The organism is Prevotella multiformis DSM 16608 (assembly GCF_000191065.1).
Classification (GTDB): Bacteria; Bacteroidota; Bacteroidia; order Bacteroidales; family Bacteroidaceae; genus Prevotella; species Prevotella multiformis.
The window spans coordinates 562789-578402 of sequence record NZ_GL872282.1 but is presented as its reverse complement, the minus strand read 5'-3'; the positions used below and the strand labels follow the sequence as shown (position 1 = coordinate 578402).

Sequence of the window (15614 nt, the reverse complement as noted above, 5' to 3'; positions counted from 1 at the left end):
GCAGGCTCTATAAAGGATGACAGAGGAATTTACTTCCTAATCAGTTTGAATGTCCTTTCTCTGCTACCGCTCTGCAGTGTCAATAAGTAAACACCGGTCTGTGGAAGATAGACTTCGGTTGAGAAATACGTATCAGGCAGGTACGTCCGGCGGCTGACGAGAGCCCCGCCAGCCGTATAGAGTGCCATATCCAATGGAGCTGTTTCGCTCAGTTCTATCTGCACGCTGACATATCCGTTCACCGTTGGATTAGGACTTGCACTTACATTCGCAAAGAAGTCACTGTTTCCGTCGGAAGGATTCATGGAAGGAATTTCTGTGATACCCGTCTTAGATAACTGAAACTCATTCTCAGACTTATTGCCCACATGGTCTGTCGTCGTAAGAAGGTATTTCCCTTCCATGAGTCCGTCGGCAGACTGTATGCTGTCGCTTGTAGTACGATTGAAAACAGACATGTGTTCTCTCTGTAGAGTCATCTTGTAAGGGGCAATACCGCCTGTTACTCTGACAGAAAGTGTTCCTGTGCTGCCGCTCTTCTCCTTTGGCTGCACTACTTCTATCGTCGTGAACATGTCTCTGGCAGCCCGTAGCGTGAAGACGGAATGGCTGCCCAACGGCACGTCCCTGAAGACGATGCTGTCGGCCGTGACCCTGTCGGCCTTGTGATAACTCAGAGCCTTGACAGGGAAACTGCCCGTGCCCGTGGGGTCGACGGCAAGATAATAGTTCTCGCCTTCAGATAGCGGCCGTATCTGGCGCAGCTGCCGGCTGTCGGCTGCAATGTCGACACCTGGATTGGGAATCCGTGTCGCTGCATCCATCCACCGTCTGCCGAGCCACTTGCCGTAGGCCCTGCTCGAATGGAAAGAAAGTCTGCCATTGTCGTCACCCCAGAGAATGCTCTCCCCATCTTGAAGCGGCCTGCTCATGCTGACAGTAAGAAAACCGTCTTCCTCACAGCTCCTGGCTCTTGTCTTATGCAGGGCAGAGGCTTTGTCTGAGATAAGACCAGCTATACGGTGACTATAGGCTTTGTTGGTATAACCATTCCAAATAACCTCGCTCCTTGAATTAAGGTAACTGCTGCGAAGGCTCACACCATATTTCAAAGCAAGATAGCTTTCCACACGGCACCGTTCAGTATCAGAAAGGCGGCGATCGAAGACAGTATACTCAATAGTCCTGCCATCAAGGTTCTTTACAGGCAACTTGGCGTTCCCATTCCGACCGATATGTAAAGTCTGACCATTACCCATATTGGAAGAGGTCGTATAGCTGTAAAGTCGCATTTCGGACAGCGTGTCCTTGGCATAATTCATGAAAGTACCATCGCCAAGGTTAGCAGCACGTTCAGTTGTCTGTATACGGGTAATAGCTTTTCCACTTCCAAGAGACCATATAGCCTGCTCTTTTTCGCCGTATACCTTACTTACGCCTATATAGGTAAGACCAGCACCAGCAGAGACACGGACAGAGGCGGAATCACGTGACCAGACCGTCGGCCCGTCTACACCACCGGGGGTCTGGGCCGTGGCGGAAAGAGCGGATATAAAGAAGGAAACTGCCGTGAGGTATTTATGTTTCATTTAAAGACCGTTTTAATAGGATTGTTGTTATGCGGCTTATTTAGCTTTGCCAAGTGGAAGACTGTACCCGATGGTAAGGCTGACGGTCTGCAGATTGTTCGTACGTTCCTGATACCCGTAGTCATTGGCGCAGGTGCGGAGCATGTCATTGAATCCGAAACCGTATTCCAGTCCTGCCTCCAGACCGTTCTTTATATCAACATAGCCAATTTTTATAGTAGGAATAAATGTCACCCGTGCCTTGACGGATTCCCTCAGGTGGTCCTGCGTACGTTCCGCCTGCTGCCGGTACACCTCTCCAACGCGGTCATTGGTGAAGTCGATATTACGGCTGCCAAACGGAATAGCAGCACTAATTCCTGCTCCCATATAGAACTTTGGGAAAGCATAGAAACGAAGCAGGACTTGTGGAGTAATGAAATTATAATGAAACCGTGTAGTCTCGGTTACATTATCCGGTATCTTGCGCTCCGTCAGCTTGCTGGAGATACGAGTATAATCAATGTTCAACTCTGCACCTAACCTACGATATTGCCATGTTCCAAAGACACCAATACGAGGACTGATACCACCACGTTCATTCATTGTGAAAGTAGGACGTATATCATAGTTCTCAATAATACTGCTTAATCCTGAAATGCTGGAATAACCAGCTCCAGCTCTGAGTCCTATCCGAAAAAGGTGATAGTGAGGAAAAGAATAAGTTATCAAAGATGGTGATTCTTTCGGATTCTCCTGTACGATGGAGGGCTGACTATTCATAGAGTTCTCAAGAACATGTTCACCTGTTTTCTGATTAGTAGGTTCATTGCCTGGTTCTTTCGTCTCGTGTTTTATACTGGCTGTTTTATCGTTTAAAGATGAAACGTCAGTTGATAATGATGGAGAAAGGATAGGCTGCTCTGACGAAAAATGTTTGCCATTAGCGGTTTTCCTTGTCATGCTTGATTTTTTAATTCTCCTTGTATTGATACTTGTAACGTTTCGGGGCACATTCCCCAGCTTATTATATACACAATCTGAACGTCCCGAATCCTTCTGCACATTTGTCTTGTCTAAAGAAAAAGAGACTGGTGGTGTAGTAGACAGTGATGGAGCCTTGTCTGCTGTCTTTTGTTCTATACTCTGCTCAGGCTCTGGTTCGTCATTAACACAGCGTTCTATACCCAAAAGAGCAGCTATGCCAAGAAAGATTCCTGCCAGAATATAACGTTTTTTTCTGTTGCTCTTGTCCTTCATAGATAAACTCATAAGGGTTAAAGTTTAAAAAGATAGCTGATACTAAGCTCTATGTTCTGTCCATGGGTTGAGTGTTCTGCCCAGTTATAGTCATTACGCTCTGTCTTAATGGTAGAGTTCAATCCGTGAAAGTAACGTAAATCTAAAGCCCAGTGGTTGCCAATTTCATAACCAAAGCCACCGCCAACGGCAATATCCGGCTGCCCCGTCAGTTTCTCCTTCATCAGACGCTCCGTCTCTGCGACAGTGGCAAAATGATAGTTTGCAAACTTACTGTCTTCCTGATTACTCTCGTAAGATATGCCCTTGCCATTAAGATTAGCTCCCGCACGTCCACCAATTGAGATATTGAAGCCTTTGCGCCAAGGATAGATCTTCAACAGAGCAGATACACCGATGTAATTATAACGAGGTGTAACCTTATAGTTTAACTCCTTATTATCATTATAGACAAGCTGTGATGCCTTCTGCCAATAGCTAAATCCACCTTCAACACCTATGATGGAACCATCGACATGATACTGAGCAAATACACCAACTGTTGGAGTAAACTGCCACTTGTCTTTGAAATTGTAATTGGAATAATAGTCTTCAGGAACAAGGATTTTATCCATTCCTGTGTTGACAGACATTCCACAACCTAAACGGACACCTAACCGAATAGGTGAAACCTGTGCTGACAAGTTTCCCCCAGAAAGGAATAATACTGAAAATATTGCGGCTTTCAAGACTGTTTTCATCATGCTCATACACTGTGGTTATATTGTTAGGATAGGGCAAAAATACAAAAAAGAAACATAACAGAACCGGAAATGCGCGGAATTAACACTTCCTGCGGTAAAACAATACGGTTTTTCCGTTAAATACATAGATTGGGAATAAAGGCTTACGCACTTACATGGTAAGTAGGTCATAAGAATTAATTAATTATTTCTCAGAGAGCTATTAAACACATTAACAATAAATTGCGTATTTTGTTGCGGAATTAAGGTTCCTCTTTCTTCCCCCATGGCAAGCAACCTGTTAATCCGTCTCATCCCTTGTGATGTAATAAAAATTCAAGTCAGGAGAGTGGATATACGGTTAATTGCGATTGAATTAAGCCTTACTTGCGGTGCGAAAGGGCGTTAACTGGAGGCTTACCAACGCCCTTTAAGCGTCCAATTAAGCACCTGTTCTTTTTGTGAATGTAAATGTTTGATTGCCTGTTGGTTGTGGGGTAGGGGGTTCAGGTTGCTTTTTCTGTTTTCAGAAGTTAATGCGTAATTTCTTTGTAAATAAAATTCAGATTGCAAGGACGTGTGTTCAGGCGGGCAGCCGGTTATGTTCTTATTAAAAGAAAAGTGTTGTTCCGCACAATTTTATGCTGAGGAACTCGTTTCATACTCCGATGAGTTATGGTATTGGCGTGTTCTGGGCGGCTGTTGATGGGACTTGGATTTGTCTTGTCTGCTGTTTTCTGTAAAATCGTGCAGTATGAGATACCTGTTATATTCTGTTCTTTTATCGGCTCTGCTCTGCGGTTGCGGCAGAAAGCACGGGCCGGTCTGTCCCAAAGAGTTTGCAGGGAACTGGAGAGGTGTGGAAAAGACAGCTGTCGGCATGTATCCGACACTTGAGGTGACGGATTCTGCTGTGGCATACGACCCGGGGATAGGGGATACCTGCAGGTGGTTCAGGAGTTACTGTTTTTCGGACGACTCGCTTTTTCTGATGTATGACGGAAAGAACGCCAGCCGCTGTGAGGTTGTGGAGCTGCACGGCAGTGTGCTGGTTGTCAGGGGACTGTTGTGGCATGGGGAGAAAGCTGTTACGTTCGTACGGACAAAGGATTAAGCCGGTCCTTCGGGAACCTCCTGTTTCTTGACTACAATTCCTTTGTCTATGTTTACAGTCAGCATCTTACGCTCTTTCCTGAGTTCCTTGAGAAATCTGAATTTGATTCTGTAATCTTCGCGGGCTATGCCTGCGCACCCTTTCTGATAGATGATTCTGTAATCTGAAAACAGGATGACATCAGCCATCAAAGCACCCCCCCTTTCGTAGCCCAGATATTGCTGGAAATAGGAATCAAAGGGCAGGTACTCATCTTGATGTGCCTTGATATGTTTCCTGACAACTGTTCTGGCAAGTTCAAACTCTTTGTGATTCAGTTGTCTCGGACGCTCTGTCCTTACCTCGTCAAACAGCAGGTCGCCGTTGTCTGTTACCGCCTTCTCGGAAATGACGTTGAAAATCTTCTGTCCTTTCTCGTCCTTCGCATAAATATATACGGTGTCGTATTGAGAGCGGAAGGTTGCCGCCTTTCTCTTTCCTGTTGTGCAACTGAGCAGAAAGAAGCAGGAAAAGATGAGTAATTCAGCTTTCATATGTTTTTAATTATCAGTTCGTCTTGTCTTCAAATGGATTCTGTTAGCTGTGTCAAAGGTAATAAAAGTTTCTCATACGGCAATGTGTTTCGGCTGATTATCAAGCCATAAAACACCGGTTCTCTTCACTCGAAAGAATGAAGAGAGCAAGTGTTTTGTTTTGTTTCGGACTTGCGATGCCGTGAAAGCGGCTACGAAACCGAGGATGATATCCGGTGCGTCGGCAATAGCCGACGGCCAGTCGCATTGCTCCTTGAATAGTCCGTAAACCGCCCATAAGATACTGTTGTTTTTTGCATCCCGGATAAAGGAAATACCTTTTTCTTTTCTTTTGAGGAACGGAAATCATTTCGCCCTTTTCCCATCGTGAGGATCCGGAAGATTCTGTCCGGTCTGCCCCCGGTCTGTTCTGTTGCCCGGACAGCGTCCGACGGATGCAGGGACAGCCGGCGGAAATCGGGCAGATTTGTGCAGACAGGCCAGAGGAGGCGGACCTCCTGCACGAACGCATACCGGCAGCGGCAGAGCACGCAGGCACCCCCGGATGGAGGGTTAATTGTTTTTAACACACCCCAAAAGGCTTATTTCCTGCATTTCGTTTGCTGTTTCCGTTTATTTTTATTTACTTTGCAGGTCATTGAACAGTAACTAAAAACAAAACATCATGGTAAACAGCGAAGAGACGCGATATGCTTGTGGCATGAAGAGAGAGGACTTCCAGGCCACGCTCGACGGCAAGAAGACAGACCTCTACGTACTCCGGAATGCCAAGGGCAACGAGGTTGCCGTCACCAACTACGGCGGAGCCATCGTCGCCATCATGGTTCCCGACAGAGACGGCAGGCTGGCGAACGTCATACAGGGGCATGACAACATCCAGGACGTCATCAGCTCCCCGGAGCCTTATCTCTCCACCCTCATCGGCCGCTACGGCAACCGCATTGCCAGAGGCTGCTTCCAGCTGAACGGAAAGGAATACCACATCGCCGTCAATAATGGCCCCAACGCATTGCACGGCGGGCGGAAAGGATTCAATGCGAAGGTATGGGATGCCACGCAGGTAAACGGGCACGCTGTCGTGCTGAAGTACACCTCTCCTTATGGAGAAGAAGGGTTCAGCGGCGAGTTGGAAGTCTGGGTGGCCTACTCCTTCACTGACGATGACGAGCTTGTCATCAAGTATTCTGCCAAAACCAACAAAAGAACGGTCCTCAACCTTACCAGCCACGGCTTCTTCTCGCTAGCCGGCATCGCCGATCCCACGCCGACCGTGGACAACCTGGAGTGTCAGGTCAACGCCGACTTCTACCTCCCCATCGACGAGACTTCCATCCCGACGGGCGAGATCCTGAAGGTGGCCGGCACGCCGTTCGACTTCCGCACGCCGAAACCGGTCGGACAGGACATTGACGCCGACAACGAACAGATAAGAATCGGTGCCGGCTACGACCACTGCTTCGTCCTGAACAAGAAGGAGGAGGGCGAGCTGTCGTTCGCAGCCCGCATCAGAGAGCCGGAGAGCGGCAGGACGATGGAGGTCTATACCACCGAGCCGGGTGTACAGGTCTATACCCACAACTGGGCCGACGGTTTCAAGGGGCAGCACGGGGCGACCTTCCCGCGCCGGAGTGCCATCTGCTTCGAGGCACAGCACTTCCCTGACAGTCCCAATCATCCTTACTTCCCGTCGGTCGTACTGGAGCCGGGCCGGGAATACACGCAGAAGACCATCTATAAGTTCGGGGTGGAGAAATAGGCAACCCGCATAGAATCAAATCAATAAACATAAAAATGGAAAATCAAACAAAGAAAAGAGGGACGCTGGTGGCCATCATCACCATGATGTTCCTGTTTGCGATGATCGCATTCGTCACCAACATGGCCGCACCGTTCGGCACCATCTGGAAGCAGCACTATGAATGGGCCGGCATGATGGGCAACATGATGAACTTTGCCGCCTACCTGTTCATGGGCATTCCCGCAGGCATGATGATTACCAGATACGGTTACAAGAAGACCGCCCTCGTCGCCCTGGCCCTCGGCTTCGTCGGCATCGCCATCCAGTATGTTTCCAGTACGATGGACGGAGATGCCCTCGGCACGTATGTCGTCTACCTGCTCGGCGCCTTCGTATGCGGCTTCTGCGTCTGCATCCTGAACACGGTCGTCAACCCGATGCTGAACCTGCTCGGCGGCGGCGGCAACCGCGGCAACCAGCTCATCCAGACCGGCGGTTCGCTGAACTCGCTCGCTGCCACGCTGACCCCGATGCTGGCCGGCTCCATGATCAGCGAGATCACGAAGGACACCTCCCTCAAGGCGGTCACGCCGCTGCTGCTCATCGCCCTCGCCATCTTCGCCGCATCGTTCGTCATCGTATGGTTCACACAGCTGACAGAGCCTGAGACGGAGAAGTCGGACGTGCTGGCCGGCATCAAGGGCGCACTGGGCTACCGTCAGCTGGTACTCGGCATCGTGGCCATCTTCTTCTACGTAGGCATCGAGGTCGGCATCCCCGGCCAGCTCCTGTTCTACCTCAGCGAGCCGGTGGCAGAGGGCGGCGTGCTCGGCAGTGCCGTCATCGCCGGTCTGATCGCCGGTGTCTACTGGCTGCTGATGCTCGTCGGCCGCTTCGTGAGTGCCTTCATCAGCGGCAAGGTGTCCTCCCGTATGCAGCTCACTGTGACTTCCTCCGTGGCCATCGTCCTCCTCCTTGTCGCCATCTTCATGCCGGAGACAAGCAAGATGAGCCTGACCGTACCCGATCTGGCCGAGAGCACGCTGATCCGGGCGGAGGTGCCGACAAAGGTGCTGCTCATCATTCTCTGCGGTATCTGCACGTCCGTCATGTGGGGTGTCATCTTCAACCTTGCGACGGAAGGACTCGGCAAGTACACCGCGACTGCTTCCGGCCTCTTCATGACGATGGTTGTCGGCGGCGGCGTCATGCCGCTGATCCAGAACCTGACGGCGACCAAAGTCGGCGACATCCAGAGCTACTGGCTGATTGTCGCCATGCTGGGCTACATGCTCTTCTATGCGCTGGCAGGTTCACGGCCGGTGAAAAAGGATTGAAAGAAAACGGCGGCAAATCCCCATCGAGGAGGATTCCCGGCACCTGCCTTATCACATAACGCTGACAAACAATTAAAAACCTTACTGACATGGATATAGAATTTGTAAGAAGCCGTTTCATCAAACATTTCGACGGCAAGACCGGCAGCATCTACTTCTCGCCGGGACGTATCAACCTCATCGGCGAGCACACCGACTACAACGGCGGTTTCGTCTTCCCCGGTGCCGTAGACAAAGGCATCATGGCGGAAGTACGCCCCAACGGTACGGACACCGTGATGTGTTACTCCATCGACCTCAAGGACCGGGTGGAGTTCAAAGTAGACGACCCGAAAGGGCCGCGCGCCACATGGGCCCGCTTCATCTACGGCATGATACAGGAGTTCAAGGCACTCGGCGTCGACGTGAAAGGGTTCAACATCGCCTTTGCCGGCGACGTCCCTCTCGGTGCCGGCATGAGCTCATCGGCAGCCATGGAGAGCTGCTTCGGCTGTGCGCTGAACGACCTGTTTGCCGGCAACAAGGTGCCGAAATGGGACATCGCTCTCGCCGGACAGGCAACGGAGCACAAGTACATCGGCGTGAACTGCGGTATCATGGACCAGTTCGCAAGCGTCTTCGGACAGGAAGGGAAGCTGATGCGCCTGGACTGCCGCAGCCGTGAGTTCGAGTACTTCCCGTTCAGTCCAAAGGGGTACAGGCTGGTGCTCGTCAACTCGAAGGTGAAGCACGAACTGGCAGGAAGCCCCTACAACGACCGCCGCAGAAGCTGCGAGAACGTCGTCGCCGCACTGGGCAGGCACTTCCCCGGCAAGAAGTTCGAGACGCTGCGGGATGCCGACTGGGACGAGCTGGAGGCCGTGAAGGCGGAAGTCAGCGCCGAAGACTACAGACGCGCCCACTTCGTGCTGGGCGAGAAGGACCGTGTCCTCGCTGTCTGCGACGCCCTCGTGGCAGGCGACTACGAGACCGTCGGAAAGAAGATGTACGAGACCCACCACGGCCTCAGCAAGGAGTACGAGGTAAGCTGCGAGGAACTCGATTTCCTCAACGACCTCGCCCGTGAGAACGGCGTGACCGGCTCGCGCATCATGGGCGGCGGCTTTGGCGGCTGCACCATCAACCTCGTCAAGGACGAGCTGTACGACAGGTTCGTCGCCGATGCGACCGAGAAGTTCAATGCGAAGTATGGCCACGCCCCCGAGGTATATCCCGTGGTCATCAGTGAGGGTTCGCACAAAGTGTGCTGAAACGCCTTCTACATCTGGACATGAGGTCCCTCTCGCAGGGACGACACACAGGACGGAAACACGGAAGAGCTGGATTCCTCGCGAGGGATTCAGCTCTTCATGTCTGGAGCCGTCTGCCGGATGCGGATCTGTACCATGTAAAGGAAACAACATTACATCGCTAATCAAAAAATCTACAACATGAACGAATACTACAAGGGAGAACCTAAGATTCTGGTATCGGTGGACTGCATCGTATTAGGTTTCGAGAACAAGAAGCTCAGACTGCTTGTCGGCAAACGGAAGGTAGAACCGGGAAGCGGGAAGCTGTCCCTGTACGGCGGCTTCGTCAGGGAAGACGAGAGCCTCAAGCAGGCCGCCAACCGGGTGCTCTGCCAGTGTACGGGCATCAAGGACATCTATATGCTGCAGGTGGGCGCCTTCGGGGAGACTGACCGAGACCCCGGCGACCGCGTCATATCGATCGCCTACTGCGCACTCATCAACGCACCGGATTACGACCGGCAGCTGCTGGAGAAGAACGACCTGCAGTGGGTGGACATCGACAAGATCCCCGAGCTTTACGGCGACCACATCGCCATGGTGCAGATGGCATTGAGCCAGCTCCGCAAGCTGCTCAACAGAACCCCGGTCAGCCTCAGCCTGCTGCCGGAACTGTTCACCCTCACACAGCTGCAGCACGTCCACGAGGCGATTCTCGGGACGGAGGTCGACAAGCGGAATTTCCGGAAACGCATCAAGCAGACCGACTTCATCGAGAAGACCGACCTCATCGACAAGGTCACAAGCAAGCGGGGTGCCGCCCTGTACCGGTTCAACCGGCAGGCTTTCAAGGACACCTCTGTCTACAAGTTGTAGACGTGCGGACGGGACGGAAGGCTGCCGGACAGACCGGACGGCTCTGTCCGGCGGGGAACGCTCTGCCTCATCTTCCCGGATGCCGTCCGCCCTGCAGGGATTTTCCTGCGGACAGGGTACCCCCGATGGCGCATCCTCTGTTCATCCGGGGGGGGCAGCGGGCGGATGGGGGCTCTCCTCCGGTCGTTCCCTGTCCTTTCCCTGCAGCCGCCCGGTCTCTTTCTCTTCAATAAGCCGTATCGCATGGATTCTCCTGCATTGCAGGCGGCGGCTGGCTGCGGTCCGGCAGATTGTGCCGTAAAATGGATTGCTGTTCTATTTATTCTTTGTACATTTGCAGCATGATAAGAAAGAATCCCTACACGCAGGAGAAATATGCACATTACCGGGTGGCGGAGTCGGCGCCGCTGCTCGAATGGCTGCTGGCGAATCTGAAGGAGAGCAGGAGCAAGGTGAAGGCGACGCTGCAGAACCGCGGCATCAAAGTGAACGGCAAGTGCGTCACGCAGTTCGACCATCCGCTGCAGGCGGGCGACAAGGTATCGGTCAGCAAGAGCAAGAAGAACGACCAGTTCCGCAGCCGGTATGTGAAGATCATCTACGAAGACCGTTTTCTCGTGGTCGTAGAGAAGAACACCGGAATCCTCTCGATGGCCGCCGGGCACGCCTCGCTGAACGTGAAGACCGTCCTCGACGATTATTTCCGCATGACCCGGCAGAAGTGTACGGCGCACGTGGTGCATCGTCTCGACCGTGACACGTCCGGCCTGATGATCTACGCCAAGGACATGCAGACCGAACAGCTTCTGGAGCGCGACTGGCACAACATCGTCTACGACCGCCGTTATATCGCTGTCGTGAGCGGTGAGATGGAACAGGAGGAGGGGACGGTCGCCAACTGGCTGAAGGACAACAAGGCGTATGTCACTTACAGCTCTCCGGTAGACAATGGCGGCAAGTACGCCGTCACCCATTTCCGTGTCCTCGACCGCACGGTGGCGCACAGTCTCGTGGAATACCGGCTGGAGACGGGACGGAAGAACCAGATCCGTGTCCATTCGGCCGACATGGGGCATCCTGTCTGCGGCGATGTGAAGTACGGCAACGGCGATGACCCGCTGCACCGGCTCTGCCTGCACGCCTATGTGCTCTGCTTCTATCATCCGGTGAACCATCAGCGTATGGAGTTCGAGACGCCGGTTCCGACCGCATTCCGGCATCTGTTCAAATAACAGAGAACGGCTTTCCCCATGGAACATCTACAGCTTTACATCGCCCTGCTTGCGGCACTTGTGCTCGGCCTCTTTCTCGTCAGGAAAGTGACCGGCTGTCTTGTCCGTATCTTCATCACCCTTGTCGTGCTTGCCGTCATCGGCTGTGTGCTGGCACTCCTGTAAGTCCTCTCTGCGTCGGATGAGCCGGCGGCCTGGCGCTTTACGGAACGTCCGGCGGCCGTCCGGATCCGCGCCGGCTGGTTCTGCCCTACGTCCGTTCCGATAAAATCTTTCGGACAATGAAGTTGAAAACAAAATAAAATTCGTACATTTGCAACGTGTAACCAAACAGGCATTTTACATAAAGAGACGATAAAAACAGAAATGAGAACAGTTTATGAATTCTCTGTCAAGGACAGAAAAGGTAAGGAAGTATCATTGAAAGAGTATGCGAACGAGGTGCTGCTGATTGTCAACACAGCCACCAAGTGCGGCTTCACCCCGACCTACGACCAGCTGGAAGCACTCTACGAGAAGTACCATGCACAGGGCTTTGAGGTTCTCGATTTCCCCTGCAACCAGTTCGGGCAGCAGGCTCCGGGTACTGACGAGAGTATCCATCAGTTCTGCAAGCTCACTTACGGTACGGAGTTCCCGCGCTTCAAGAAGGTGAAGGTGAACGGCGACGATGCCGATCCGCTTTTCAAGTTCCTCAAGGAGCAGAAGGGGTTTGCCGGCTGGGACGAGACGCACGAGCTTTATCCTGTTCTCGACAAGATGCTCTCCGAAGCCGACCCTGACTACAAGGAGAAGGCGGACATCAAATGGAACTTCACCAAGTTCCTGATCAACAAGAAGGGGCAGGTCGTTGCCCGCTTCGAACCGACGGAGAAGATCGAACATATCGCCCGTGAGATTGAGGCGCTGCTGTAAGAAGACGGTTCCGGCTTCTCCAGCTTGTGGAGGGAGAAGGGAACGGTAGCCGGCCGAGACCGTAACGGACAGGAAACCCTGCCGCAGGGAAGAGATGCGGCAGACGATAAGGGCATACGCTGAAAGTCCATCCGGTGGACTTTCAGCGTATGCCTTATTTGAGGTTCTTCCGTTAAATGCGTGGATGCTTTCCGTTTGGCTTTAGCGGAAAGACCGAAGTGATTCATTCAACAAAAACATAGCCAGGACGGTCTTGTCTGTCTATTCTATTGTCATCCTCCGATACAAAAGCCTTTTCATTTTCATGCGTTGAAAATACAGACAAGGTTTTGAAAAACCATTACATAACTTCGGATAAATCAGCTGCAAATATAAAAGACACGTGCCAAAAGCAAGTCTGCAAACAGCAGTAAATCAATTGCTTGCCAAGCCGCCCCGAAAAGGTGCCTGATTGGACTTCAAAAGGGCGTTGGCAACACGCTAAGCGAGCACCTGCTGCAAGTCAATCAGGCACCTTTTAGAAGCCAGAAGGGCATGTGTTGCTTTGCATTGCATGAAAACAGTTTACAAACACCGATGATATGGGAATAAATCTGATATATCCGTTTCCCATTGGCGTGCCTGTCCGGGGCCGGGCGGACGATGCGGGCGGGGCCGGCCGTACAGAGGAAACGGACGTGCCGCCTGCCCGGTGGTAACGGAAGAGGGTGTGCCGGGATGACTGCTGCTGACAGTCGTCCTGACACACCCTCTCTCATGCTTGTCTGCCGGACGGAGGGAATTCTCCCCCTCTTCCGTCTTATTCTTCCTCTTCCTTCACTTCCGCCTCATGCTCGGCAATCAGCTTCTGCTGGAGGTCGTTCGGAACCAGCTCATAGCTTGCGAACTTGGTCGTGAAGCTTGCACGGCCGCCCGTAAGCGAGCTCAGCGAGATGCTGTAATTGGAAAGTTCCTTCAGTGGAATCTTCGCCTGCAGCTTCTGGTAACCGGCTTCAGAGTCCATGCCCATGATCATGGCACGCCGGCCCTGCAGGTCGCTCATCACGTCGCCCATGTAGTCGCCGGGCACGAATACCTCCAGGTCGTAGATAGGCTCGAGAATCTTCGGGCCTGCCGCCTTGAAGGCGTCCGAGAAGGCATGGCGGGCTGCCAGGGTGAAGGAAAGCTCGTTGGAGTCGACCGGGTGCATCTTGCCGTCGTGGACGATCACACGGACATCACGTGCATAGCTGCCCGTCAGCGGCCCGCGTTCCATGCAGTCCATCACACCTTTCAGGATAGCCGGCATGAAGCGGGCGTCGATGGCACCGCCGACAACGGAATTGATGAAGACGAGCTTGCCGCCCCAGGGCAGGTCGCGCTCCTCGCGCCCCTTGATGTTCATCTTGAACTCCTGTCCGTTGAACTTGTAGGTTGTCGGATCCGGCATTCCTTCTGCGTAGGGCTCGACGATCAGGTGGACTTCGCCGAACTGGCCGGCACCGCCGCTCTGCTTCTTGTGGCGGTATTCGGCCTTTGCCTGTTTGGTAATCGTCTCCCGGTAAGGAATCTTGGGCTCTTTGAAGACAACCTGCAGCTTCTCGTTGTTCTCCAGCCGCCATTTCAGGGTACGGAGATGGAACTCTCCCTGTCCGTGGACGATGGTCTGCCGGAGTTCCTTGCTCTGCTCCACCACCCATGTCGGGTCTTCCTGCCGCATCTTCAGCAGGGCGGCCATGAGCTTCTCCGTGTCCTGGGAGTTCTTCGCTTCGATGGCACGTGAGTACTTGGAGTTGGGGTACTTGATGAAGTCGAAACGCTGGTCAGCGCCTTTTCCGTTCAGGGTATTGCCCGTCTTCACGTCCTTCAGCTTCACCGTGCAGCCCAGGTCGCCGGCATTCAGCTGCTCTACCGGGATGCGGTTGGCACCGGCGCAGGCATAGATCTGCCCCATGCGTTCTTTCGATCCGCGGTCGGCATTGGTCAGGTCGTCGCCCGGTTTCACGCATCCGCTCATCACCTTGAAGTAGCTCACTTCACCGATGTGCGGTTCCATGCCCGTCTTGAAGAAGTAAAGCGACTCCGGACCCTTGCTGTCCGGAGCGACCTCCTCGCCGCGCGTGTTGTGTATCTTCGGCATCTCGTCGACGAACGGAACGACGTTGCCCAGGAACTCCATCAGGCGGCGCACACCCATGCTCTTGCCGGCGCATACGCAGAAGACCGGGAAGATGGAGCGGGTGACAAGCCCCTTGCGGATGCCCTCGCGCAGTTCGTCTTCCGTGAGGGTCTCCTCTTCAAAGAACTTCTCCATCAGCCCTTCGTCGTTCTCGGCAGCCGCCTCGACGAGCGCCTTGTGCAGTTCCATCGCCTTGTCCATCTGGTCGGCCGGAATGTCCTCGACGGTCGGCTCGCCGCCTTCCGGCTTCCAGCTGTATTTCTTCATCAGCAGGACATCTATCAGACTGTTGAATCCCGGTCCGGTCTCGATAGGGTATTGCACCGGCACGCACTTCGATCCGTAGATCTCCTTCATGTTGGAGATGAGGTTGTCGAAGTCGCACTTGTCGGAATCCAGCTGGTTGATCAGGAAGATGACAGGTTTCTTGAGCTTCTCGGTATAACGGAAGTTGTTCTGTGTGCCTACCTCCGGGCCGTACTGTCCGTTGATGAGGATGACGGCTTCGTCGGTCACGTTCAGTGCCGTGATGGCGCCGCCGATGAAGTCGTCGCTGCCCGGGCAGTCGATGATGTTCAGCTTCTTGTTGTTCCACTCTACATGGAACACCGTCGGGAACACCGAGTAGCCGTATTCCTGCTCGACAGGGAAATAGTCGCTGACCGTGTTCTTTGCCTCAACCGTTCCGCGGCGTTTGATTACACCAGCTTCGAACAACATACTTTCGGCAAGCGTCGTCTTGCCGCTACCCGCACTGCCGACCAAGGCAATGTTCTTGATCTCGTTTGTCTGATATACTCTCATATCTGATAGATTTAAGCTGTTAGTAATAATTTGCTTATTCGTCTCATGGGACAAGCCGGAACTCGTCTTTTCAGCCGTCTAAGTTAGGCATTTCCTGCGAGAGTGCCAAAAGTTCCTGCTGGAAA

13 protein-coding genes are annotated in these 15614 nt (G+C 52.9%); 8 read left to right on the top strand and 5 right to left on the bottom strand.

The window, feature by feature from the left end; all coding sequences use genetic code 11:
* Positions 1-29: 29 nt before the first annotated feature.
* The 3 genes from HMPREF9141_RS02435 to HMPREF9141_RS02425 are packed head-to-tail and all read right to left on the bottom strand — an operon-like array spanning position 30 to position 3568.
* Positions 30-1589 (bottom strand): T9SS type A sorting domain-containing protein, encoded by a 1560-nt coding sequence (locus tag HMPREF9141_RS02435; RefSeq protein WP_007366855.1) that lies wholly within the window; start codon positions 1587-1589, stop codon positions 30-32.
* Positions 1590-1625: 36 nt separating this feature from the next.
* Positions 1626-2828 (bottom strand): outer membrane beta-barrel protein, encoded by a 1203-nt coding sequence (locus HMPREF9141_RS02430; RefSeq protein ID WP_007366854.1) that lies wholly within the window; start codon positions 2826-2828, stop codon positions 1626-1628.
* 17 nt (positions 2829-2845) lie between these two features.
* Positions 2846-3568, bottom strand: a complete 723-nt coding sequence (locus tag HMPREF9141_RS02425; RefSeq protein ID WP_083809427.1) for an outer membrane beta-barrel protein — start codon at positions 3566-3568, stop codon at positions 2846-2848.
* Positions 3569-4304: 736 nt separating this feature from the next.
* Here HMPREF9141_RS02425 and HMPREF9141_RS02420 point away from each other — a divergent pair.
* Positions 4305-4664: a hypothetical protein gene (locus HMPREF9141_RS02420; RefSeq protein WP_007366852.1), complete on the top strand. Its 360-nt coding sequence runs from the start codon at positions 4305-4307 to the stop codon at positions 4662-4664.
* Here HMPREF9141_RS02420 and HMPREF9141_RS02415 read toward each other — a convergent pair.
* Positions 4661-5197 (bottom strand): hypothetical protein, encoded by a 537-nt coding sequence (locus HMPREF9141_RS02415; RefSeq protein ID WP_007366851.1) that lies wholly within the window; start codon positions 5195-5197, stop codon positions 4661-4663. The two genes, HMPREF9141_RS02420 and HMPREF9141_RS02415, sit on opposite strands and share 4 nt — an antisense overlap.
* A 664-nt stretch (positions 5198-5861) precedes the next feature.
* Between HMPREF9141_RS02415 and HMPREF9141_RS02410 the strand changes: the two genes are divergently transcribed.
* The 7 genes from HMPREF9141_RS02410 to HMPREF9141_RS02380 all read left to right on the top strand — a co-directional run bounded on the left by HMPREF9141_RS02410 (position 5862) and on the right by HMPREF9141_RS02380 (position 12527).
* The gene (locus HMPREF9141_RS02410) at positions 5862-6953 is read left to right on the top strand and encodes an aldose epimerase family protein (RefSeq protein ID WP_007366849.1); all 1092 of its coding nucleotides are present in this window, start codon (positions 5862-5864) and stop codon (positions 6951-6953) included.
* Positions 6954-6988: 35 nt separating this feature from the next.
* Positions 6989-8272 (top strand): MFS transporter, encoded by a 1284-nt coding sequence (locus HMPREF9141_RS02405; RefSeq protein WP_007366848.1) that lies wholly within the window; start codon positions 6989-6991, stop codon positions 8270-8272.
* Positions 8273-8361: 89 nt separating this feature from the next.
* Positions 8362-9522 carry a galactokinase gene (galK, locus tag HMPREF9141_RS02400; RefSeq protein WP_007366847.1) on the top strand — a complete coding sequence of 387 codons (1161 nt, stop codon included), beginning with the start codon at positions 8362-8364 and terminating at the stop codon, positions 9520-9522.
* 180 nt (positions 9523-9702) lie between these two features.
* Positions 9703-10380, top strand: a complete 678-nt coding sequence (locus HMPREF9141_RS02395) for an NUDIX hydrolase (protein ID WP_007366846.1) — start codon at positions 9703-9705, stop codon at positions 10378-10380.
* Between the two features lie 341 nt (positions 10381-10721).
* The gene (locus HMPREF9141_RS02390; protein ID WP_007366844.1) at positions 10722-11612 is read left to right on the top strand and encodes an RluA family pseudouridine synthase; all 891 of its coding nucleotides are present in this window, start codon (positions 10722-10724) and stop codon (positions 11610-11612) included.
* 18 nt (positions 11613-11630) lie between these two features.
* Positions 11631-11777 (top strand): hypothetical protein, encoded by a 147-nt coding sequence (locus tag HMPREF9141_RS13525; RefSeq protein ID WP_169309939.1) that lies wholly within the window; start codon positions 11631-11633, stop codon positions 11775-11777.
* 201 nt (positions 11778-11978) lie between these two features.
* A complete protein-coding gene (locus HMPREF9141_RS02380) occupies positions 11979-12527 on the top strand; it encodes a glutathione peroxidase (RefSeq protein ID WP_007366842.1) in 549 nt (182 codons plus the stop codon).
* A 799-nt stretch (positions 12528-13326) separates the two neighbouring features.
* Here the strand turns inward: HMPREF9141_RS02380 and fusA2 are convergent.
* Positions 13327-15489 carry an elongation factor G2 gene (gene fusA2, locus HMPREF9141_RS02375; protein ID WP_007366840.1) on the bottom strand — a complete coding sequence of 721 codons (2163 nt, stop codon included), beginning with the start codon at positions 15487-15489 and terminating at the stop codon, positions 13327-13329.
* Between the last annotated feature and the right edge of the window lie 125 nt (positions 15490-15614).